Genomic DNA, 21,054 nt, shown 5'->3' on the forward strand with positions numbered 1-21,054 from the left:
TGCGCTCGCCGGGCGTGGCCCGGCGCTACCGTGGAAGGTCAGAAGCGGTTGTCGCCGTCCAGCATGCGGCCCAGCCCACCCAGCACCGAGCCTTCGCCGCGGTTCTTGCCACCGCCCTGCGGCGCGGCCATCCACATGCGCCCGGCCAGGCGCGAGAACGGCAGCGACTGCAGCCAGACCTTGCCCGGCCCGGTGAGGGTGGCCAGGAACACGCCCTCGCCACCGAACAGCATGCTCTTGATGCCGCTGACCCGGCGCACGTCCATGTCCACCGTGGGGTGGTAGGCCACCACGCAGCCGGTATCCACGTCCAGGCGCTCGCCGGCGGCCAGCTCACGCTCGACCACGCAGCCGCCGGCATGGATGAACACCCAGCCGTCGCCTTCCAGCTTCTGCATGATGAAGCCCTCGCCGCCGAACAGGCCGGTCATGATCCGGCGCTGGAACTGCACGCCGATCTGTACCCCGCGGGCGCCGGCCAAAAAGCTGTCCTTCTGGCAGATCAGGCGGCCGCCATGCTGGTCCAGCTTCATCGGCAGCACGGTGCCGGGGTAGGGCGCGGCGAAGGCCACGGTGCCGCGGCCGTTGCCGGTCTGGGTATAGACCGTGGCAAACAGGCTTTCGCCGGTGACCACCCGGCGGCCGGCGGCCATCACCTTGCCCATGAAGCCGCTGCTGGCCTGCGAACCGTCGCCGAACACGGTGTCCATCTGCACCGAGGCGTCCTTGAACATCAGCGCGCCGGCTTCGGCAATCGCGCTCTCGCCGGGGTCCAGGCCGATTTCCACGAACTGCATCTCATGGCCCACGATGCGGAAATCGATCGGGTCGCCGTGGCCGCCGCTGTTGCTGACCGGCGATTCCACGCTGCGATGCGCCGCGGCCGGCGGTGGTGCGCCCGGTGGCGACGTAGGCGCGGTCGGCTGGCGCAGTGCGGCAACGTCGGACACCGGTGTCCACCCGGACATGCCCTGGCACCAGGCCAGCGCGTGTGGATACGCCTGCGCATGGGCGCGCGCGGCCTCGTCATCAAGCGGGCCGACACGCTCGGCCTGGCCGGCGGCATGGAAGTACCACTGGGTCATTGCTGCAGCTCCGTTGCGGGAACAAACCACGAGTCTAGCCGCAGCACACGGGGGCGAATGGCAGGGCCATGAACGATCGGCATTTGCGGCGCGGGTGCTGTATTGCAACAATTATCTGGTAGCGCCGTTTTACCACCCCTCCAAACACAGCCTACCGCCATGTCTCCGACCCGCACTTCCCGTGGCCGCCTTCCGGTCGCGCGCCCCCTCGTTGCCGCTCTTTCCGCTCTGTTGCCGCTGGTAGCAGCCGCCCAGGAAACCCCTGCCGCCAAGGACCCGGTTGCCCTCGACGCCCTGCAGGTGACCGCGCAGCGGCGCGTGGAAAATGCCAAGGACGTGCCGGTGGCGATCACCGCCATCCAGGGCGAAAAGCTGGATGTGCTCGGCTCGGCCGGCGATGACATCCGCTTCCTGTCCGCACGCGTGCCCAGCCTGAACATCGAGTCGTCCTACGGCCGTGCCTTCCCGCGCTTCTACATCCGCGGCCTGGGCAACACCGATTTCGACCTCAATGCCTCGCAGCCGGTGTCGCTGGTGTACGACGACGTGGTGCAGGAAAGCCCGCTGTTGAAGGGCTTCCCGCTGTTCGACCTGGCCGGCGTGGAAGTGCTGCGCGGCCCGCAGGGCACCCTGTTCGGCCGCAACACCCCGGCCGGCGTAGTGAAGTTCGATTCGGCACGCCCCTCGCAGGACGCCGACGGCTACGTGAAGGTGTCCTACGGCAGCTATGACACCTGGAACGTGCAGGGCGCCTACGGCGGCCCGCTGACCAGCCGCTGGTCGGCCCGCGTGTCCGCGCTGTACCAGCGCCGCGACAACTACGTCGACAACACCATCGCCAATGCGCCCAGCTCGGGCTTCGAAGGCTATGACGAAGCCGCTGGCCGCGTGCAGTTCCTGTACGAAGGCGACGACGTGGAAGCGCTGTTCAACCTGCACAAGCGCAAGCTCAACGGCACCGCGCGCCTGTTCCGCGCCAACATCATCCAGCCGGGCAGCAACGCACTGGTCGAGAACTTCGACCGCGACAAGGTGTCCACCGACGGCCTGAACTTCTCCAACCTGGAAACCTGGGGCGGCAGCGCGCGCATCAAGTGGGACCTGGGCCGGGTCACCCTGCATTCGATCACCGGCTATGAAACCGCCGAATCGCTGAACCACGGCGACGTGGACGGCGGCTACGGCGCCTCGTTCCTCGGTGCGGGCAACTACGGCCCGGGCTTCATTCCGTTCCCGTCCGAGTCGGCCGACGGCCTGCCGCACCACCGCCAGTGGACGCAGGAATTCCGCGTCGAATCCAACGAGTGGGGCCGCTTCGACTGGCAGGCCGGCGTGTTCTACTTCGATGAAGACGTCACCATCGACAGCTTCAACTACGACTCGCTGACCCCGGGCAACCCGCAGACCGGCCACGCCGTGCAGAGCCAGCGCAACAAGGCCTGGGCCGCGTTCGCCTCGGGCGACCTGGACGTGACCGACCGCTTCAAGCTGCGTGCCGGCGTGCGCTACACCCAGGACAAGAAGGACTTCACCGCCAGCGTGCTGCAGGCCGTGTCTGGTGGTACGCCGGTGAGCGGCCCGTACCTGGCCAACAGTGACGTGGACGATGTCAGCTGGGACCTGAGCGGCGTCTACCAGATCACCGACAACATCAACGCCTATGCGCGCGTGGCCAAGGGCTTCCGCGCACCGTCCATCCAGGGCCGCCTGGCCTTCGGCGGCGTCACCCAGGCCGATTCGGAAAAGGTGATCTCGTATGAGGCCGGCATCAAGGCCGACCTGTTCGACCGCCGCGCACGCCTGGGCTTCAACGTGTTCCGCTACAACGTGGACGGCCAGCAGCTGATCGCGGTGGGTGGCAGCAACAACACCGCCACCCTGCTCAACGCCGACAAGACCATCGGCCAGGGCTTCGAGCTGGACTTCGAGGCCTACCTGACCGACCATGTGCTGATGACCCTGGGCAGCAGCTACAACGACACCGAGATCAAAGACCGCGATCTGGCGGTGGCGATCTGCGGCGGTGGCTGCACCATCACCGACCCGACCACCGTCATCAACGGCGGCACCTACGCGCTGGTGAACGGCAACCCGCTGCCGCAGGCGCCGAAGTGGATCCACAACCTGACCCTGCGTGCCGGCTTCCCGGTGAACGACGCCAGCGAGATCTACGTCTACACCGACTGGGCGTACAAGAGCCCGGTGAACTTCTTCCTGTACGAGTCGCCGGAGTTCCGCAGCCGCAGCTCGCTGGAAGGTGGCCTGCGCGTGGGCTACAACTGGGACTACGGCCAGTACGACGTGGCCGTGTTCGGCCGCAACCTGACCAACCAGACCCGCGTGGTCGGTGCGATCGACTTCAACAACCTCACCGGCTTCCTCAACGAGCCGCGCACGTTCGGCGTGGAATTCACCGCGAAGTTCTGAGGCGGTTGACCGCGTGATGCAATGAAGAAGGGCCGGCGAAATGCCGGCCCTTCTGCTTTCTGTAGAGTCGAGCCATGCTCGACTGCCGTGAGCCGAGCATGGCTCGGCTCTACGGAGACGTGCCTTACAGCGCGCTCTGCGGGCGCACCTTCAACACCGCCTCTTCTGCCGCACAGTCGCGGGCCGAGTGCTGCCCCGCCTTGCGTGCTGCGGCAATTTCCCTGCGTGCCGCCAGCAGGTCCTGCTGGAACGCCGCATTGTCGTGCAGGCGCGCAACGGCGGCGGCACCCATGAAGCGGCCTTCCAGGATGTCGCTCTGCCAATGCACGTTGCACACCAGGCGGCTTTCCCCGTAGTTGCGGCCGCGGGCCTGGATGGCGTCGGCGCGGTCCGGGGCGATCTCGGAAAGAATCAGCGCCCAGGCCCAGCCGATCGAGGTGTGGCCGGAGGGGTATGAACCGTTCTTGCGCAGCCCGGCCTCATCGTCGGGCGTGCAGGTGGGTTCGCCATTGACCATGAACGGGCGCGGGCGCTGGTAGTGGTTCTTGGCCGCCTTGGTGGCCGCACTGGCATCGATCCGGCTGCGCTCCAGCAGGCGATACAGCGCAGGCGTCTTCACTGCATCCACGTCCACGTCGATCGCGCACGAGAACTGGTTGGCGCCTTCCGGGAAGCCCAGTTCGGCGTCACGCGTGGCCTGGGCGAAGCGCGGCGTGCCGCGCAGGGCGCGGGCTTCACGGCTGACCTGTTCGTCCAGCGCGAAGCCAGCCGAACCGGCCGCAGGCGGGGCAGGCACCAGCAGCAGGCTGGCCGGCACTGCGGTTGCGTCCAGGTAGCCCACTGCCCGGGTGGTCACGTTGGCCTCCACCGCGGTGGGCTTGCTGGCGGTGGCGGCGCAGCTGGCCAGGGTCATGGCGATGGCAAGACCCAGCAACGGGCGGGCAGGGCGGGCGATCAGGGACATGGGCAGACTCGGGGCTGTGAACACAGGCGCCATGATCGCAGCCGCCGCCGGGTGCCGCAGCGCCCATCGGTCATACGGCCAGACCCGGCACGGTCGGCTTGTCGCCAATGTCCTGATTCCGGTCACAGCGCACGGACTTTCACACGCCTTCAGCACCAGCATCTGCCCACAGCCGGGCCGGGGGGATCTGCTGACAAGGGAGAGATGCGATGCGCAGCACCGCAACAGGAAGTACCGTCCTGGCCCTGCTGGTGGGCCTGGCCGCCGCACCGGCACAGGCCGCCGACGTCTACGGCGTGGCCTTCGTGCATGGCACCGGCGCACAGACCAACGCCACCCAGGATTACTGGCAGCCGGCGATCATCGACACCGTGCGCCAGGGGCTGCCGAACAGCAGCAACTACGTGGTCATCAACTGCGATTTCACCCAGTACATGTGGAAGCCCGAAGCGGCCGGCTGCCTGGCCAGCCAGCTCACCGGCTTCATCGACAGCCGCGGCATCACCCAGCTGGTGGTCATCACCCATTCCAACGGCGGCAACGTGATGCGCTGGATCCTGTCCAACCCCACCTACGACAGCCGCTACCCGAAGATCATCAGCCGTACCCGCAAGGTCACCGCACTGGCCCCGTCGTCAGCCGGCACGCCGCTGGCCGATGCGGTGCTCAACGGCAACACCTTTGAAACCTCGCTGGGCTGGTTGCTGGGCTACAAGAACGATGCCGTGCGCATGCAGCAGGTCGGCCACATGGCCACCTACAACGCGCAGAACCTGTATGGCACCGCCGGCCGCCCGGCGCTGCCCAAGCCGTTCCGCGCGGTGGTCGGCAGCGATGTCGAATCGGCGGTCTGGGACAGCAACAGCTACTGCGGCGGCTACGCGGCGAATGTCGGCCTGGAATTCACCCAGAACTGGTTGTCGTCCTGTTCCGATGGTTTCCTGGAATGCAGCAGCCAGAAGGCGGCCGGCAGCCTGCTGTTCACCGACAAGGCGCGCACCCAGGGGGCCGAGCCGTTGAGCCACAACCAGAGCCGGCGCGAATGCTTCGGCCTGGGCACCATCCTGCGCAACGACCTGACCCAGTGAGGGAGACGACCATGAAGATCCATTCCACCTTCCTGGCCGCTGCCGTGCTGACCGCACTTGCCGCCGGGCCCGCCCTGGCCGCTCAACCGCTGCGTGCCGCCCTGGGCACCGACCAGGTGCCCGCCGCGCTGGTGGCCGCGCCCCTGCCCGCCGAAGACAGCGAGCGCGTGCCGCTGGCCTTCGCCTGGGCGCTGGACCCGGCGCAGCCGTTGCAGGCACCGGGCGCGTATGCCGCCGTCAGCCGCAGCTATTGGCAACAAGTCGACGCGGCCGAGCTGCAGCGCGGCCTGGACCTGCCGCTGACCGCCCCGGACGCGGTGATCCAGGTCAGTCCCGGTGCCGGCGCACGCGCGCTGCCCGCCGACGCACTGCAGGTGCGTGATGCCGCTGGCCGTACCAGCGTGGCCCGCAGTGTTGATGCGCGCCAGCTGCAGGACGCCGGCATGGCGGTGAGCGATGGCAGCAGTATGCTGCGCACCGGTGCCAGCAGCGCGGTGGGCGCCTACCGCCTGCAGAGCGCGCAGGCGCAGGGGCGCTACGTGGTGCAGGTGCTCGAACCCAACAGCCCCGTGCGGTTCGAAGTGCAGGCCAGCCAGGCACAGGTGCTGGCCGGTGGCAGCGTGCAGCTGCAGGCGCGCCTGCTGGAAGACGGTGCCAACGCCAACCAGCTGGCGGCACGGCGCGGCAGCCTGGGCGGCGAGGCATTGCTGGTGGCGCCCGATGGCCGCAGCTGGCCGCAGCGGCTGCTGCGTACCACCGACGGCAGCCTGCGTGCGCAGGTGCGCATTCCGGCCCAGGCCAGCACCGTGCAGGGGCTGTGGGAACTGCAGGTGTTCGCCCAGGCAGACGGCGTACTGCGCGATGGCAAGGTGGCCTTTGCCGTGGCCCAGCCCACCGCGCGGTTCAGCGGCCAGGCCAGCCCGGATACCGCCAGCCGCCGGGTCAGCCTGCCGCTGCAGGTGGCGGCCGCCGGTCGTTACGAGGCGCGCGGCACGCTGTACGCCACCGGCGCCGACGGCCAGTTGAAGCCGGTCGCGCAGGCGCATGCCGCAGCGTGGTTCGACGGCGCCGGACAGGGCGCACTGGTGCTGCCGTTCGACCAGGCGCCGCTGCCTGCCGGCTTCGGTGCGCCGTATGAACTGCGTGAGCTGCAGCTGCAGGACCAGAGCCGGATGGCACCGATCGAATCGCGCGCGCAGGCGCTGCGGTTCTGAGCAACAGCAGCGGGCCGGTAAACCCGGCCCGCTGCAACCGCGTAAGGGCGAGGCAACATCGCGATGGGGCGGGACCATGGCGGGGTAGAGTCGACTGTCAGTCGACTACCGCGCGCCGCGCGGGACTTTCGGGGGCCGTACGAAGAGCAGTCGACTGACAGTCGACTCTACCGTCGTCCGCCAACCGTCGTCCGCCGTCCGTGCGCTTCGACCCGGTGGTTCACCCCGCGTACGCGCTCAACCGGCCTTCGTGTTCCACCACGTGGATCGCACCGCCGAACACTGCCGACAGCGGCTCATCACGCAGCAGTGCATCGCGCGGGCCATCGGCCAGCACGCGGCCGTCGCGCAGCAGCACCACCCGCTCGATCTCGGGGATCACTTCTTCGATGTGGTGGGTCACCAGCACCAGGGTGATGCCCTGCTGGGCCAGGGTGCGCATGGTGGCGATCAACTGCTGCCGCGCCACCAGGTCCAGCCCCGTGGACGGTTCATCCAGCAGCAGCGCCTGCGGCCGGTTCACCAGTGCGCGGGCAATCAGCACGCGGCGGGTCTCGCCGGCCGACAGCTCGGCATACGCGCGTTCGCGCAGGCCCAGCGCACCGGTCATGGCCAGGGTCTGGCCGACCCGCTCGCGCATGTCGGCGGTCACTTCGCGGAACGCCGGCACCACATAGCTGGCGAAGAAGCCCGACAGCACGGCCTGCTCCACGGTCAGCCCGGGCATGTCGGACAGGTTGCTGCTCAGATCGCCGGTGACGATGCCCAGCTGCGAGCGCAACCGGTCCACCTGCCAGCGGTTCTGCCCCAGCACTTTCACCGCCACCCGGCCGTCGGCCTGGGCCAGCGGGTACAGCTCGCGGGTAATCAGCTTGATGAAGGTGGATTTGCCACAGCCATTGGGGCCCAGCAGCGCGGTGTGCTGGCCCTGGGCGATGCGCAGGCTGAGCGCGTGCAGCACCTTCACCTGGCCACGCATCACGCTGGCGTGGTCCAGTTCGATCAGGGGCGGCAGGGCGTCGCCGGCGCCGGCCGGCGACGGGGCGTGGGTGCGTGGTTCAGGACTCGACAACGGGGTTCCCCAACGTGTGAACGGTGCCACGGAATGACGGTGCCGATCACCGTCGCAGGGTGCAGTTTGCAACGCAAGCGCCCATCATGTCTGCCATCCCCGCGTCGATCTGGAGAGCCGCCATGCCCGATGCCCTGATCTCCCTGCTGGCCCACGGCCTGCTTGGCCCGACGTGGTGGGAGCTGCTGCTGGTGCTGCTGGTCTTCACCCAGCTGACCATCTTCTCGGTCACCCTGTATCTGCACCGCAGCCAGGCCCACCGCGGCGTGGATTTCCACCCGGTGCTGGCCCACCTGTTCCGTTTCTGGCTGTGGCTGACCACCTCGATGATCACCCGCGAATGGGTGGCCATCCACCGCAAGCACCACGCCAAGGTGGAAACCGAAGACGACCCGCACAGCCCGGTCACCCGTGGCATCGGCCAGGTGTTCTGGCACGGCGTGGAACTGTACCGGCAGGCCCGCGGCCAGCGCGCGGACATCGAACAGTACGGCCGGGGCACTCCGGACGACGCCATCGAGCGCCACCTGTATACGCCGCGCGCCAACCTGGGCCCGGTGCTGCTGCTGGCCATCAACGCGGCCTTGTTCGGCCTGCCGGGCGTGGCGCTGTGGGCCATCCAGATGGCCTGGATTCCGTTCTGGGCCGCCGGCGTGGTCAACGGCCTGGGCCACTGGTGGGGCTACCGCAACTATGAATCGGCCGATACCTCCACCAACCTGACCCCGTGGGCGTTCTGGATCGGCGGTGAAGAACTGCACAACAACCACCATGCCTTCCCCAGCTCGGCGCGCTTTGCGATTCGGCGCTGGGAATTCGACATCGGCTGGAGCGCGATCCGCCTGCTGCAGACGTTGCGCCTGGCCACGGTGCTGCGCGTGGCGCCGGCCATGGATGTGCGCCCGAACATCGCCGTACCCGATGCGGACACCCTGAAGGCATTGCTGTCGCACCGTTTCCAGGCCATGACCGACTACCAGCGCAACGTCTTCGTGCCGGCACTGCGCGAGGAGGCCGCCCACGCCGGGGCGAAGCTGCGCCGTCTGCTGCCGCGCCGGCTGCGCCGCGGTCTGGTGAACGACGGCCGCTGGCTGCATCCGGACAGCCGCGCGCAGTTGCGCGCCTGGGTCGCGCAGCGTCCGCGCATCGGGGTGCTGGTCGAGTTCCGCGCGCGCCTGGCCACGCTGCTGGAAGCCCGCGGCCACGACGCGGCCGAGCGCCTGCGCCAGCTGCAGGCCTGGTGCCGCGAAGCCGAAGAAAGCGGCATCGCCACACTGCAGGCCTACGCCGCGCGCCTGAAGGGCTACACCCTGGTGGGCGCATGAAGCGCATTGCAGGAGCATTGTTGGCCGTGCTGGTGCCGCTGTGCGCGCAGGCCCAGGTGAGCGACACCGCCACCTACCTGCAGCGCATGGACAGCGATGGCGACGGCCGCGTGAGCGAAGCGGAGTACGTGCAATGGATGCTGTACGCCTTCGACCGCATGGACCGCAACGGCGATGGCGTACTGACGGCCGACGAGCTGCCGGGCGGCAAGGGCCGGCCGATCACCCGCGAGCAGCAGCGGCAGACCCTTATCCAGCGCTTCCACAAACAGGATGCCAACCGCGATGGCTATCTGGACGCGCGTGAACTGTCCGCCCCGCCGCGCTGATCGGCGATCATGACGGCCGCACCGCTGCAAGGGAAAACCTCACCATGGATGACCGCATCGACGATGAACTGATGCAGGAGTGGACGGCATTCTGTGCCGGACACAGCGAGCAGGAGGACTGGTATTTCTCCGGCCTGCTGCAGGGCGTGACCGGGCCGGACACGCTGGACGCGGTGTTCGCCACCTTTCCGCATGCCGATGAACTGCGTGCGCGCGCGCTGGACGTGCTCGGTGCCGGTCACTGGGGCGACCACCTGTACCTGCAGCCGGCCCACGTGGGCGATACGCAGGCGCTGGCCCGCGCCGCGCGCGCGTGGCTGGATGAGCTGGCCCGGGTGGCCGGTGCTGCCGGCGAGCCCGCGCTGCAGGCCACGCTGCGCGCTGTGCCGGTGGTCGAAGCCCCCGCCGAGCGTCTGCAGTCGGCCTGGAGCGGCTCGGGCCCAGCGGCTTACCTGCACGATGTCATCTGCGATGAAGTGCGGCGGGCGCGCACGCTCGACACCCCGCAGACGAACGCACTGGACGAGGCGCTGTACCACCTTGCCTCCGATCTCTACCTGGGCTGGTACATCGCCCAGCCACTGGCCCCGGCCGCGGTCGATTTCGGGCCCTATCTGGCGTTCTGGCGGCTGGGTGGGCGGGGTGCATTGGTGGAAGGTGCCTTCCTGGTCGAAGCGCCCGCCGCGGACGCGTAGGGCGCCTTGTCCGGTAGCGCCGGGCCATGCCCTACGGCTTCGCATGGCCCGGCGTAGAATCAGCCCATGCCTGAACTGCCCGAAGTCGAAACCACCCGCCGTGGCCTGGCGCCGCATCTTGAAGGGCGCCGCGTACACGGGGTGATCCTGCGCCGCGCCGACCTGCGCTGGCCCATCCCACCGGACGTGGCCGAGCAGTTGCCGGGGCAGCGCATCGACAGCGTACGCCGCCGCGCCAAGTACCTGTTGCTGGATACCGCCGTGGGCAGCGCCGTGCTGCACCTGGGCATGTCCGGCAGCCTGCGCGTGCTGCCCGGCGACACGGCGCTGCGCACGCACGACCACGTCGATATCAGCCTGGACAATGGCCGCCTGCTGCGCTTCAACGACCCGCGCCGCTTCGGCAGCCTGCTGTGGCAGCCGGCCGGTGAAGTGCATCCGCTGCTGCAGGGGCTGGGCCCGGAGCCCCTGGACGAGATCTTCGACGGCGACTACCTGTTCGAGCGCAGCCGCGGCCGCAGCGCGCCGGTGAAGACCTTCCTGATGGACCAGGCGGTGGTGGTGGGGGTGGGCAACATCTACGCCGCCGAAAGCCTGTTCAAGGCCGGCATCAGCCCATTGCGCGAGGCCGGCAAGGTCTCCCGCGCGCGCTACCAGCGGCTGGCGCGCGAAGTGAAGGACACGCTGGGCTATGCGATCACCCGCGGCGGCACCACCCTGCGCGATTTCATCAGCCCCGACGGCGCTCCCGGTTACTTCGAGCAGGAACTGCTGGTGTACGGCCGCGATGGCCTGCCGTGCCCGCAGTGCGGGCGCCCGCTGAAGCACGCCATGATCGGCCAGCGCGCCAGCGTCTGGTGCAGCCGCTGCCAGCGCTGAACGTCTTCATGCGCTGCACACCGGCAGCGCTATAGTCCAGCCAACATCCGGCGGGGGAACGTTGGCGATGGATGAGGGACCGGACATCACCGTATGGCTGGACGCTGCGCGTGGCGGTGATCGCACCGCGCTGGACCGCGTGCTGACCACCCTCTACCAGGAACTGCACACCATGGCCCGGCGCCAGTTGGCCGGCCAGCAGGGGCGCACCCTGGATGCCACGTCGCTGGTGCACGAGTCGTACCTGAAACTGCTGGGCAGCCGCGGCGCCGCCCGCTTCGAAGATCGCGCGCACTTTTTCGCCTACGCGGCCTCGGCCATGCGCAGCGTGGTGGTGGACTACGCGCGCAACCGCCTGGCCCGCAAGCGCGGTGGCGACCTGAAACGGGTGGCCGAGATTCCCGAGAACAGCAGCAGTGGCGTGCGCCTGGACGAAGACCTGCTGGCCCTGGACGTGGCCCTGGAACGCCTGCAGGCGGTGGATGCGCACCTGGGCCGGGTGGTGGAACTGCGTTACTTCGCCGGCCTGTCCGAACAGGAGATTGCCGAACTGAGCCAGCGTTCCGAACGCAGCATCCGCCGCGACTGGCAGAAGGCGCGCCTGTTCCTGCTGGCCGCCATGCGCGAAGACTGAGCACCGCGACGCGGCCCGGCCGATGGACAGCGCACGCTGGCAGGAACTTTCATCCTGGCTGGACCAGTTGCTGGAACTGGACCCGGAGGCGCGGCAGCGGCGCCTGCAGCGCCTGACCGAACATGACCCGGCGCTGGGCCATGAACTGCAGCGGCTGCTGCAGCAGGAACCGGACAGCCAGGACTTCATGGCCCAGCCGCTGTGGACCGCGCCGCCACCGGGCCGCGCCGGCAGCGAGGTGGGGCCGTACCGGCTGTTGCGCCCGCTGGGCGAAGGCGGCATGGGCGAGGTCTGGCTGGCCGAGCGCTGCGATGGCCTGTACCAGCGCCAGGTGGCGCTGAAGCTGCTGCGCAGCGGCGTGGCCGATCCCGGCCTGCGCCAGCGCTTCGGCCGCGAGCGGCAGATCCTGGCCCGGTTGCAGCACCCGCACCTGGCGCAGCTGCTGGATGCCGGCGTGGATCTGCACGGACAGCCCTACCTGGCGCTGGACTACGTGGAAGGCGAGCCGATCAGCGATTACTGCCGCAGGGTGCAGCCGCCGCTGGAAGCCCGCCTGCAGTTGATGCTGCAGGTCTGCGCGGTGGTCAGCCATGCCCACGCCAACCTGGTGGTGCACCGTGACCTGAAACCGTCCAACATCCTGGTGCGCGACGATGGCACGGTGAAGCTGCTGGATTTCGGCATCGCCAAGCTGCTGGACCACGACGACACCAGCAGCCCGCACCCGGCCACCGAGATCCGTGCGTTCACCCTGCACTACGCGGCCCCGGAGCAGGTGCGCGGTGAACTGGTCACTACGCTCACCGACGTCTATTCGCTGGGCGTGGTGCTGTTCGAAGTGGTGACCGGGCACAAGCCCTACCGGCTGCGCCGGCACAGTGATGCCGAATGGGAACGTTCGATCCTGGACGTGCAGGCGCCACGCGCCTCGGTACTGCTGCAGCGGCTGGCCGACCAGCCCGGCGCGCCGCGTCGCGCGCTGCAGCGGCAGGCCCGGCGCCTGCGCGGCGATCTGGATGTCGTGCTGGAAAAGGCCCTGCAGAAAGACCCCGACCAGCGCTATGCCTCGGCCGAGGCGATGGCCGGTGACCTGCGGCGCTTCCTGCAGGGGCAGCCCATCCAGGCCCGTCCGCCCGGCGTGGGCTACCGCGTGCGCAAGTACGTGGGCCGGCACCGGTGGGGCGTGGCGCTGGCGTCGGTGGCCGTGCTGGGCTTGCTGGGCACCACGTCCATGGCGTTGTGGCAGGCGCGGCAGGCGCGGCTGGAAATGGCCCGCGCGCAGGCCATGCAGGATTTCACCGTGGGTCTGTTCGACAAGGCGGCCAGCCAGCGCCACGGGCATTTCGACGTGCCGCAGCTGCTGGCTGCCGGGCAGCAGCGTGGCGAAGCCGAGCTGGCCGACCAGCCGCTGGCACTGGCCGAGCTGGAGGGCGTGATCGGGCGGCTGCGGATCGGCCTGGGCGACTACCAGTTGGCCCTGCAGACGCTGGACCGGCAGCGCCAACTGCTGCAGCGGGTGGACGATGTGCCGCCCGCGCTGCAGCTGGAGGCGGTGACCCAGCGCGGGCGTGCGCTGCGCATGCTGGGCCGCGACCGCGAATGCCTGGCCCATCTGCAGCCGCTGCAGTCCCAGGCCGCCACCGAAGCCAGCGCCCTGCCGGCGTCGGTGGCCGAATTCCACAGCCAACTGGGCCGCTGCCAGGCCGAACTGGGCGATGCCGAGGCGGCACGGCGATCCTTCACCCAGGCCCTGGCACTGCGTCACCAGGGCATCGGCGAGCGCTTCGGGCGTGCCGAATCGCTGGCCGACCTGGCCGGTCTGGACGCCGCCGCGGGGGACCTGCCAGCGGCGCTGGCCGGCTACCGCCAGGCCTTGGCGCTGCTGCAGCAGCCCAGCGATGCCAGCAGCCCGCAGGTGATCGCCCTGCACCGCCAGCTGGGGGATGTGCTGGCGCGGCAGGGACAGACGGCTGCCGCTGCCACCGAGCTTGAACTTGCCTGGACAGCCGCCCAGGAGGCCTGGGGCCCGCGCCACCCGGAGGCGCTGGTGGTGCGCCGGGCGCGCGCGCTGCTGGCGCTGCAGCGGGGCGAACTGGCGCTGGCCGGCGAGGAGCTGCGGACCGCGCAGGCGCAGCTGCTGACCGCGCTGGGGCCGAGCCATCGCGAGATCGGCCACGGTGAATTCGCCCTGGGCCAGTGGGCCAGCGCCAGTGGCGATGCGGCTACCGCGGCGGGCCACTACGCGCGCGCGGCCACGCTGTGGCGACAGCCCGACCACACCGCGTTGCTGCCACAGGCGCTGCTGGCGCAGGGGCAGGCGCTGCAGCAGGCCGGTCACCCCGCACAGGCGCGCGAGGTGCTGGCCGAAGCGCGGCAGCTGCTGCTGGCCCAGCGCGGCCCGCAGGCGCCGGGCCTGCGCGGGCTGGAGGCTCGCATCGCCGCGCTGGCGCAGACTGAACCGCAGCCGGCCACCTCCGCTGCCCGTTAACGTTTGTCTGCCTATGATGGCCGACCTTTCCCTTGCTCCCGCGCCTGCATGCAACGTCGCGATTTCCTCCGCAATGCCTCCCTTGCCCTGGCTGCGTTCGGCCTGCCTGCCCTGCCTGCCTGCGCGGCCGGCAAGAGCGGCCAGCTGGGCCTGCGTCGCCTGGGCCAGCCGCAGCCGTTCGATTTCGCCACCCTGAAGGGCCAGGCCCGTGCCCTGGCCCAGGCCCCCTACAAGAGCCACAAGCGCGTGCTGCCGGGCCGGCTGGAAGGGCTGGACTGGGACCAGTACCAGTCGATCGGCTACCGCCAGGACCACGCGCTGTGGGCCGACCAGCCGGGCCGGTTCCAGGCCAAGTTCTTCCACCTGGGCCTGTACTTCCATTCGCCGGTGCGCATGTTCGACGTGGTCGATGGCAAGGCACAGGAACTGGCCTACGACGGCGCGGCGTTCAACTACGGCAAGAGCGGCATCAAGAACGGTGAACTGCCCGCCGACCTGGGCTTCGCCGGTTTCCGCCTGAACACCCGCACCGACACCGACCGCGATTTCGCCGCCTTCCTCGGCGCCAGCTACTTCCGCGCCGTTGGCAAGGAAGGCCAGTACGGCCAGTCCGCGCGTGGCCTGGCCATCGACACCGGCATGGGCAAGCCGGAAGAATTCCCCGATTTCATCGCCTACTACCTGGAACAGCCGGCGGCCGATTCCAACACCCTGGTGGTGTATGGCCTGTTGGATTCGCCCAGCGTGACCGGCGCCTACCGCTTTGCCATCACCAATGGCGACGTGCTGCTGATGGATATCGACAGCGCCCTGTACCCGCGCAAGGCGATCGAGCGGCTGGGCATTGCGCCCTGCACCAGCATGTACCAGGTGGGCGAGAACGACCGCCGCATGGGCTGGGACTGGCGCCCGGAAATCCACGATACCGACGGCCTGTCACTGTGGACCGGCGCGGGCGAATGGATCTGGCGGCCGCTGCTGAACCCGCGCAACCTGCGCTTCAACATGTTCGTGGACCGCAACCCGCGCGGCTTCGGCCTGCTGCAGCGCGACCGCAACTTCGACCATTACCAGGATGACGGCGTGTTCTACGAGAAGCGCCCGTGCCTGTGGGTGGAGCCGAAGGGCGAATGGGGCGAAGGCTCGGTGCAGCTGGTGGAAATTCCCACCGTGGATGAAACCTTCGACAACATCGTCGCGTTCTGGAACCCGAAGGAAAAGCCGCAGGCCGGGCAGGAACTGCTGATCGGCTACCGCCTGTACTGGGGCGCCGAACCGCCGGCGCGCCCGCCGCTGGCGCACTGCGTGGCCAGCCGTACCGGCCTGGGCGGCATCATCGGCAAGAAGCGCGAGTACTTCAGCTGGCGCTTCGCGGTGGATTTCGAAGGCGGCGAACTGGCCGGTCTGATCGACAAGGCCGACGTGGAAGCGGTGGTGGAAACCAGTCGTGGCCGGGTCGAGATCGTTTCGGCGCGCCCGCTGCGCGAGATCAAGGGGTACCGGGCGATGTTCGACCTGGTGCCGCCGGAGGGCAGCAGCGAGCAGATCGACATCCGCCTGTACCTGCGCAGCGGCGGCAAGACCCTGACCGAGACCTGGCTGTACCAGTACACCCCGCCGCCGGCCGGCGCACCCGAGCGCACGCTGTACTGAGTTGGGGTTGGTCAGCAGGGCTTGCAGCCCTGCACCTGCCGAAGCAACGTCAAAGGCCTGCATTCCCTGGGGTGGCGGGGTGGGTCCGGTTGAGGGGGACGCTGCAAGTACGTCCCTGTAAGCTCGGTCGCCGCATCCATGCGGCTCACGCCCCCTCAACCGGACCCACCCCGCCTTCGACAGTTTCCCGCGATCTGTCGGAACGGCGTTCTGCTCTGGTAGGTGTCGACCTTGGTCGACACGGATGAATTCATTCGATATCTGACAGAAAAATCGTGTCGACCAAGGTCGACACCTACCAACAGCCGCGTGAACCTGTCAGGGGTGGGGCGGTGTCGGAGTGCGGGGTGTCCGCGGCATGGATGCCGCGGCCAAGCCTACAGGGACGTACTTGCGGCGTCCCCGCACTCCGACACCGCCCCGCCAACCCACCGAATGCCGCTTTGGCTGTTGCTGTTGCTCCAAAGCAGGTGCAGGGCTGCAAGCCCTGCAAAAGACCCCACCCCTTACAACGGCAGCGGGGCCTGCATCGGCTCGATCCGCCCTTCGCCCCGGGTGATCTTCTTGAACTCGGCGCGGCTGACCGACACGTAGCGGTCGTTGCCGCCGATCTCCACCTGCGGGCCGTCCTGCACCGCATGGCCGTGTTCGTCCACGCGCACGGTCATCGTGGCCTTCTTGCCGCTATGGCAGATCGTCTTGATCTCCTGCATCTCGTCGGCCCAGGCCAGCAGGTACTGGCTGCCCTCGAACAGCTCGCCGCGGAAGTCGGTGCGCAGGCCGTAGCACAGCACCGGAATGCGCAGCTGGTCCACCACCTCGCTGAGCTGCCAGACCTGGGCGCGGCTGAGGAACTGCGCTTCGTCCACCAGCACACATCCCAACGGTCCGTTGGCCGCCAGATCCTGCTGCACCCACCGCTGCAGATCAGTATCGCGTTCGAAGGCCATGCCGTCGGCACGCAGGCCGATGCGCGAGGCCACCACCCCGGCGCCGGCGCGGTCGTCCAGGCGCGGGGTCAGGATCGCCACCCGCATACCGCGCTCGCGGTAGTTGTGCGCGCTCTGCAGCAGGGTGGTGGTCTTGCCGGCGTTCATCGCCGAATAATAGAAATAGAGCTTGGCCATCGGCAGATTGTACGCCGCAGCCCCCGCCGGCCGAAGCCGTTCAGCATCCCTGCCGGTCGGCGGCTGTGGCCGTCACCCGGGACCGCTACAATCCCCTTCCAATGCACGGTCTCAATCCCCCCCAAGCCGCCGCCGTCCTGCACATCGAAGGCCCCCTGCTGGTGCTGGCCGGTGCGGGCAGTGGCAAGACGCGCGTGATCGTCGAAAAGATCGCCCACCTGATCGGCTGCGGGCGCTACCCCGCGCGCCGCATCGCGGCGATCACCTTCACCAACAAGTCGGCCAAGGAAATGCGCGAGCGCGTGGCCAAGCGCCTGCGCGAACAGGATGCCGACGAGGTGACCATCTGCACCTTCCACGCCCTGGGCCTGAAGTTCCTGCAGATCGAACACGCGGCGGTGGGCCTGAAGCGTGGCTTCTCGATCTTCGATGCCGACGATGCCGCCGCGCAGATCAAGGACCTGATGTCCGGCGCCAAGCCCGATGACATCGAGGACATGAAGAACCTGGTGTCGCGCGCGAAGAACGCCGGCCTGTCGCCCGAACAGGCGATGGCCGCCGCGCGCAGCAACCGGGAAAAGGAAGCGGCCAGCGTCTACGAGCGCTACCAGCTGCGCCTGACCGCCTTCAACGCGGTCGACTTCGATGACCTGATCCGCCTGCCGGTGCAGGTGCTGGAGGAAAACCCGGATATCGCCGTGGCCTGGCGCGAGCGCATCGGCTACCTGCTGGTGGATGAATGCCAGGATACCAACGATGCGCAGTACCGGCTGCTGAAGCAGCTGGCGGGCGAAAAGGGCAACTTCACCTGCGTGGGTGACGATGACCAGTCGATCTACGCCTGGCGCGGCGCCAACCCGGAAAACCTGCAGCAGATGGGGCGCGACTACCCCGCGCTGGAAATCATCAAGCTGGAGCAGAACTACCGCTGCTCCAACCGCGTGCTGCGCGCGGCCAATGCGCTCATTGCCAACAATCCGCACGAACACCTGAAGAAGCTGTGGAGCGACCAGGCCGACGGTGAGCGCATCCGCGTGTGGGAATGCCGCAACAGCGAACACGAAGCAGAAAAGGTTGCCGCCGAGATCGCCTTCGTGGCGCAGTCGCGCAAGGTGCCGTGGAGTGATTTCTGCATCCTGTTCCGCGGCAACTTCCAGTCGCGTCCGCTGGAAAAGGCGATGCAGCTGCTGCGCATTCCCTACCACCTGACCGGCGGCACCATGTTCCTGGAACGCCAGGAAGTGAAGGACACGCTGGCCTGGCTGCGGCTGCTGGTGAACCCGGACGACGACACCGCGTTCATGCGCGCGGTGCAGTCACCCAAGCGCGACGTCGGTGCCGGCACGCTGGCCAAGCTGGCCGAGCTGGCGCAGGAAAAAGACATCCCGATGGCGCACGCCGCCGAAGCGATCGGCGCGCTGCAGCAGTTGCCGCCGCGCGCGGCCAACAGCCTGGCGCGCTTCACCGACATCCTGCGCGACCTGCGTGCGCAGACCCGCCAGATCACCTCCGGCGACATGATCCGCAAGGTGGCCAAGGAATCGGGGCTGTTGAGCGAACTGCGCCAGCAGGCCAAGGAAGAGGCCAGTTACCAGCGCCGTGCCAACAACATCGAGGAACTGGCGCAGTGGTTCGAGGGTGGCCCGCGTGGCGCCACCGCCGCCGACCTGGCCGGTCAGCTCGCCCTGCTGTCGCGCAGCGACAAGGACGAGGGCGGCAACCAGGTGCGCATGATGACCATGCATGCGTCCAAGGGCCTGGAATTCCCGTACGTGTTCATCGTCGGCTGCGAAGACGGCGTGCTGCCGCACCAGGTCAGCCTGGACGAAGGCAACCTGCAGGAAGAACGCCGCCTGCTGTACGTGGGCATCACCCGCGCCAAGATCCAGCTGTGGATGAGTTACAGCAAGCTGACCCGCAAGTTCGGCGAGCATGTGCGCTTGAAGCCGAGCCGGTTCTTCGAGGAGATTCCGGCCGAGGAGATCCAGCGCGATGGCGCGGACCCGGTGGCGGATGCGGCGCGGAAGAAGGAGCGCGCGACGGCGGGGTTGGCGGCGATCGAGGCGCTGTTCGATTGAGGATCGAAAAGCCACTAAAGTGGTATTCCAATCCGTCCGATTGACGCTTCTGGCCTTGAGCCTGCGTCGGGTTAAGGCCTAGTGTGAGCGCACTCGAAGTGCGCGCCGTGTTCTTCATCGTGTCCAACGACATCCCTGCTGTTCTCACTCATACCTTCCTCGGGCTGGGCCTGGTCCTGCTTGTTTCAGCGCTTCTGGCCTACGTTGGTGCCAGGCGCTTCCTCGATGGGGCGATCATTGCCGATGGCAGGATCACCCATGTGGGTGCCATCCGTGTTGATCGCCGTGGTTCGCGCACTTCAGTGGTGAAGTTCGTGTACTCGGTGGACTTCACTACCAGCAACGGGCAAGTGATGCGGTTCATCGCAGGTCGTACCCGCCATCGTGCCTACATGACGGGCGATCATGTAGATGTGCTGTACCTGCCGGACCGCCCGGACAAGGCCCTGGTGCGTTCGCTCTCATCACCCTGGGGCCTGAGCGTCATACTGGGATTGAACAGCGGCCCATTCCTGCTGGCGGCGGGACTTCTGCGCCTGCCGCAGGCGGCGAGGGCATGGCGGCGCAGGCAGCTCCTTCGCCACGGGACACGGGTGCAAGCCAAGGTCCGGGCGATCAAGCGCGATCGCGGAGTATTTTCGGGGGGAAGGCATCCGTTCGTCATCGTCTGCGCCTGGCGCGATCCTGAAACGACTCGATGGCATGTCTTCCACAGTGCGTATCTCTGGGCCGATCCCCGTGCACAGGTGAGTGGGCGTGAACTGGATGTCCATGTCATGCCGGGCAATCCGCGCTACTACCATGTCGATACCTCCTTCATTCGATCAGCGCCGGCACCTGCACGCTGATCGATCAACCCGGCCAGCACCCTGCCCACCCTCCTCAGATGTTTTTTGCTGTTTTTCTTTGCCGTGGGCCTGCTGATCCTTCTGGCCGCCCCCTGGCTGTTTGTGGACGTCCAGCGTTTCGCGCGCAAGGCCGTTTTCGCAACCGGAACGGTGGTGGCCGTCCAGGCAGAGGATGCCCGGTCGGAAATGGAGGGGATGCCCGCACGTGACATCACCCTGCATCGCCCGGTGGTGAGGTTCCAGACCGCACAGGGGCAGATGATTCAGTTCACCGCGTCCTTTGCTACCGGGGCACCACTGTACGTGGTCGGCGAACAGGTACAGGTGCTATATCCCGGCGGCATGCCTTCCAAGGCTCGTATCCAGCACCCGGGATTGCGCTGGGGCGCACCGCTGCTGTTGGCGCTGATGGGCATGGGGTTCTGCCTGATCGCCGCATGCGTCCATCGCCTGTGCGTGCGCTACTGGCCGATCCTGTTCGGCCCGCGTGACGGGGCATGTGGCTAGGCTGAGCATCGTAGTGGCCCACTTGGCCTGAGCGTGCTGCACGGCGGGCGCTGGCGTTGCAAAATCGAGGTATTCCTTCCGGAGCCCACCCATGCATCCCATCGAAAGCGAACGCCTGCGCCTGCGCGCCCTCGAGCCCGATCGCGATGCGGCGTCGATGCTGGCGCTGCTCAACGATCCCGGCTTCCTGCGCTTCATCGGTGACCGCAACGTGCGCAGTGAGGAACAGGCGCGGGAGTACATCGCGCTGCGCGTGCTGCACAGCTATGCCTTGAACGGGTTCGGCATGTACGCCATCGAGCGGCGGTCCGATGGCGCCTGGCTGGGCAATGCCGGCCTGGTGCGGCGTGATGGCCTGCCGGGACCGGATATCGGCTATGCGGTGCTGGCGGCGTTCGGCGGCCAGGGCTATGCCAGCGAGGCGGCGCGGGCGGTGTTCGCGCATGCGCGTGCGGAGCTGGGCATCGAGGATCTGTACGGCATCACCGACCTGGACAACGTGGCCTCCGGGCGCATCCTGCTGGGCCTGGGCATGCAGGAACGCGGGGTGATCCAGCTGCCCGGCGTGGACGCGGCCAGCCGCTTGTATGCCACACCGGGCGCTGCGGCGGTTCAACCGCCAGCATGAGCCAGTGGAGTAA

18 protein-coding genes are annotated in these 21,054 nt (G+C 68.3%); 14 read left to right on the forward strand and 4 right to left on the reverse strand.

Annotation, left to right across the window (positions count from 1 at the left end):
• Nucleotides 1-38: 38 nt before the first annotated feature.
• Complete coding sequence (locus tag G4G00_RS16920) at nucleotides 39-1,085, reverse strand: TIGR00266 family protein (RefSeq protein ID WP_108751721.1); 1,047 nt, start codon at nucleotides 1,083-1,085, stop codon at nucleotides 39-41.
• A 159-nt stretch (nucleotides 1,086-1,244) separates the two neighbouring features.
• Here G4G00_RS16920 and G4G00_RS16925 point away from each other — a divergent pair, with 159 nt between their 5' ends.
• Nucleotides 1,245-3,512 (forward strand): TonB-dependent receptor, encoded by a 2,268-nt coding sequence (locus G4G00_RS16925; RefSeq protein WP_108754999.1) that lies wholly within the window; start codon nucleotides 1,245-1,247, stop codon nucleotides 3,510-3,512.
• Nucleotides 3,513-3,636: 124 nt separating this feature from the next.
• On the opposite strand, the gene G4G00_RS16930 is transcribed toward G4G00_RS16925, so the two are convergent.
• Nucleotides 3,637-4,476 (reverse strand): phosphatase PAP2 family protein, encoded by an 840-nt coding sequence (locus G4G00_RS16930; RefSeq protein WP_108751723.1) that lies wholly within the window; start codon nucleotides 4,474-4,476, stop codon nucleotides 3,637-3,639.
• Between the two features lie 209 nt (nucleotides 4,477-4,685).
• On the opposite strand from G4G00_RS16930, the gene G4G00_RS16935 reads away from it, so the two are divergent.
• Both G4G00_RS16935 and G4G00_RS16940 read left to right on the forward strand, forming a co-directional pair.
• A complete protein-coding gene (locus G4G00_RS16935) occupies nucleotides 4,686-5,564 on the forward strand; it encodes a hypothetical protein (protein ID WP_108755000.1) in 879 nt (292 codons plus the stop codon).
• An 11-nt stretch (nucleotides 5,565-5,575) separates the two neighbouring features.
• Nucleotides 5,576-6,778, forward strand: coding sequence for a DUF4785 domain-containing protein (locus G4G00_RS16940; protein ID WP_164275193.1), 1,203 nt, complete (start codon nucleotides 5,576-5,578; stop codon nucleotides 6,776-6,778).
• A 220-nt stretch (nucleotides 6,779-6,998) separates the two neighbouring features.
• On the opposite strand, the gene G4G00_RS16945 is transcribed toward G4G00_RS16940, so the two are convergent.
• Nucleotides 6,999-7,757, reverse strand: a complete 759-nt coding sequence (locus tag G4G00_RS16945) for an ATP-binding cassette domain-containing protein (protein ID WP_234414746.1) — start codon at nucleotides 7,755-7,757, stop codon at nucleotides 6,999-7,001.
• A gap of 215 nt (nucleotides 7,758-7,972) precedes the next feature.
• Here G4G00_RS16945 and G4G00_RS16950 point away from each other — a divergent pair, with 215 nt between their 5' ends.
• From G4G00_RS16950 to G4G00_RS16980, 7 genes are all read left to right on the forward strand, one after another.
• A complete protein-coding gene (locus G4G00_RS16950; protein ID WP_164275196.1) occupies nucleotides 7,973-9,175 on the forward strand; it encodes a fatty acid desaturase in 1,203 nt (400 codons plus the stop codon).
• Nucleotides 9,172-9,504: an EF-hand domain-containing protein gene (locus tag G4G00_RS16955; RefSeq protein ID WP_164275199.1), complete on the forward strand. Its 333-nt coding sequence runs from the start codon at nucleotides 9,172-9,174 to the stop codon at nucleotides 9,502-9,504. The genes G4G00_RS16950 and G4G00_RS16955 overlap by 4 nt, the downstream gene beginning before the upstream one ends.
• Before the next feature lie 44 nt (nucleotides 9,505-9,548).
• Nucleotides 9,549-10,199 carry a hypothetical protein gene (locus tag G4G00_RS16960; protein ID WP_240336177.1) on the forward strand — a complete coding sequence of 217 codons (651 nt, stop codon included), beginning with the start codon at nucleotides 9,549-9,551 and terminating at the stop codon, nucleotides 10,197-10,199.
• Between the two features lie 66 nt (nucleotides 10,200-10,265).
• Nucleotides 10,266-11,078 (forward strand): bifunctional DNA-formamidopyrimidine glycosylase/DNA-(apurinic or apyrimidinic site) lyase, encoded by an 813-nt coding sequence (gene mutM, locus G4G00_RS16965; RefSeq protein ID WP_164275202.1) that lies wholly within the window; start codon nucleotides 10,266-10,268, stop codon nucleotides 11,076-11,078.
• Nucleotides 11,079-11,145: 67 nt separating this feature from the next.
• Nucleotides 11,146-11,712, forward strand: coding sequence for an ECF-type sigma factor (locus tag G4G00_RS16970; protein ID WP_108747965.1), 567 nt, complete (start codon nucleotides 11,146-11,148; stop codon nucleotides 11,710-11,712).
• A gap of 22 nt (nucleotides 11,713-11,734) precedes the next feature.
• The gene (locus tag G4G00_RS16975) at nucleotides 11,735-14,200 is read left to right on the forward strand and encodes a serine/threonine-protein kinase (protein ID WP_108751728.1); all 2,466 of its coding nucleotides are present in this window, start codon (nucleotides 11,735-11,737) and stop codon (nucleotides 14,198-14,200) included.
• Nucleotides 14,201-14,248: 48 nt separating this feature from the next.
• Nucleotides 14,249-15,853, forward strand: coding sequence for a glucan biosynthesis protein D (locus G4G00_RS16980; RefSeq protein ID WP_164275205.1), 1,605 nt, complete (start codon nucleotides 14,249-14,251; stop codon nucleotides 15,851-15,853).
• 506 nt (nucleotides 15,854-16,359) lie between these two features.
• Here G4G00_RS16980 and G4G00_RS16985 read toward each other — a convergent pair.
• A complete protein-coding gene (locus tag G4G00_RS16985) occupies nucleotides 16,360-16,980 on the reverse strand; it encodes a thymidine kinase (protein ID WP_108751730.1) in 621 nt (206 codons plus the stop codon).
• A gap of 101 nt (nucleotides 16,981-17,081) precedes the next feature.
• On the opposite strand from G4G00_RS16985, the gene G4G00_RS16990 reads away from it, so the two are divergent.
• From G4G00_RS16990 to G4G00_RS17005, 4 genes are all read left to right on the forward strand, one after another.
• The gene (locus G4G00_RS16990) at nucleotides 17,082-19,058 is read left to right on the forward strand and encodes a UvrD-helicase domain-containing protein (protein ID WP_108755007.1); all 1,977 of its coding nucleotides are present in this window, start codon (nucleotides 17,082-17,084) and stop codon (nucleotides 19,056-19,058) included.
• Nucleotides 19,059-19,141: 83 nt separating this feature from the next.
• Nucleotides 19,142-19,906 carry a DUF3592 domain-containing protein gene (locus tag G4G00_RS16995; protein WP_164275208.1) on the forward strand — a complete coding sequence of 255 codons (765 nt, stop codon included), beginning with the start codon at nucleotides 19,142-19,144 and terminating at the stop codon, nucleotides 19,904-19,906.
• Nucleotides 19,907-19,951: 45 nt separating this feature from the next.
• Nucleotides 19,952-20,413, forward strand: coding sequence for a DUF3592 domain-containing protein (locus G4G00_RS17000; RefSeq protein WP_164275211.1), 462 nt, complete (start codon nucleotides 19,952-19,954; stop codon nucleotides 20,411-20,413).
• Between the two features lie 91 nt (nucleotides 20,414-20,504).
• On the forward strand, nucleotides 20,505-21,041 hold the full coding sequence (locus G4G00_RS17005; RefSeq protein WP_164275214.1) for a GNAT family N-acetyltransferase: 537 nt from the start codon (nucleotides 20,505-20,507) through the stop codon (nucleotides 21,039-21,041).
• The last annotated feature ends 13 nt before the right edge of the window (nucleotides 21,042-21,054 follow it).

This window comes from Stenotrophomonas sp. B1-1 (assembly GCF_010894375.1).
Classification (GTDB): Bacteria; Pseudomonadota; Gammaproteobacteria; order Xanthomonadales; family Xanthomonadaceae; genus Stenotrophomonas.

What these genes read in the sequence shown, in the direction of transcription:
- G4G00_RS16920 (WP_108751721.1), bottom strand. Translation starts at nt 1,085, where the DNA reads ATGACCCAGTGGTACTTCCATGCCGCCGGCCAGGCCGAGCGTGTCGGC.
- G4G00_RS16925 (WP_108754999.1), top strand. Translation starts at nt 1,245, where the DNA reads ATGTCTCCGACCCGCACTTCCCGTGGCCGCCTTCCGGTCGCGCGCCCC.
- G4G00_RS16930 (WP_108751723.1), bottom strand. Translation starts at nt 4,476, where the DNA reads ATGTCCCTGATCGCCCGCCCTGCCCGCCCGTTGCTGGGTCTTGCCATC.
- G4G00_RS16935 (WP_108755000.1), top strand. Translation starts at nt 4,686, where the DNA reads ATGCGCAGCACCGCAACAGGAAGTACCGTCCTGGCCCTGCTGGTGGGC.
- G4G00_RS16940 (WP_164275193.1), top strand. Translation starts at nt 5,576, where the DNA reads ATGAAGATCCATTCCACCTTCCTGGCCGCTGCCGTGCTGACCGCACTT.
- G4G00_RS16945 (WP_234414746.1), bottom strand. Translation starts at nt 7,757, where the DNA reads ATGCGTGGCCAGGTGAAGGTGCTGCACGCGCTCAGCCTGCGCATCGCC.
- G4G00_RS16950 (WP_164275196.1), top strand. Translation starts at nt 7,973, where the DNA reads ATGCCCGATGCCCTGATCTCCCTGCTGGCCCACGGCCTGCTTGGCCCG.
- G4G00_RS16955 (WP_164275199.1), top strand. Translation starts at nt 9,172, where the DNA reads ATGAAGCGCATTGCAGGAGCATTGTTGGCCGTGCTGGTGCCGCTGTGC.
- G4G00_RS16960 (WP_240336177.1), top strand. Translation starts at nt 9,549, where the DNA reads ATGGATGACCGCATCGACGATGAACTGATGCAGGAGTGGACGGCATTC.
- mutM (WP_164275202.1), top strand. Translation starts at nt 10,266, where the DNA reads ATGCCTGAACTGCCCGAAGTCGAAACCACCCGCCGTGGCCTGGCGCCG.
- G4G00_RS16970 (WP_108747965.1), top strand. Translation starts at nt 11,146, where the DNA reads ATGGATGAGGGACCGGACATCACCGTATGGCTGGACGCTGCGCGTGGC.
- G4G00_RS16975 (WP_108751728.1), top strand. Translation starts at nt 11,735, where the DNA reads ATGGACAGCGCACGCTGGCAGGAACTTTCATCCTGGCTGGACCAGTTG.
- G4G00_RS16980 (WP_164275205.1), top strand. Translation starts at nt 14,249, where the DNA reads ATGCAACGTCGCGATTTCCTCCGCAATGCCTCCCTTGCCCTGGCTGCG.
- G4G00_RS16985 (WP_108751730.1), bottom strand. Translation starts at nt 16,980, where the DNA reads ATGGCCAAGCTCTATTTCTATTATTCGGCGATGAACGCCGGCAAGACC.
- G4G00_RS16990 (WP_108755007.1), top strand. Translation starts at nt 17,082, where the DNA reads ATGCACGGTCTCAATCCCCCCCAAGCCGCCGCCGTCCTGCACATCGAA.
- G4G00_RS17005 (WP_164275214.1), top strand. Translation starts at nt 20,505, where the DNA reads ATGCATCCCATCGAAAGCGAACGCCTGCGCCTGCGCGCCCTCGAGCCC.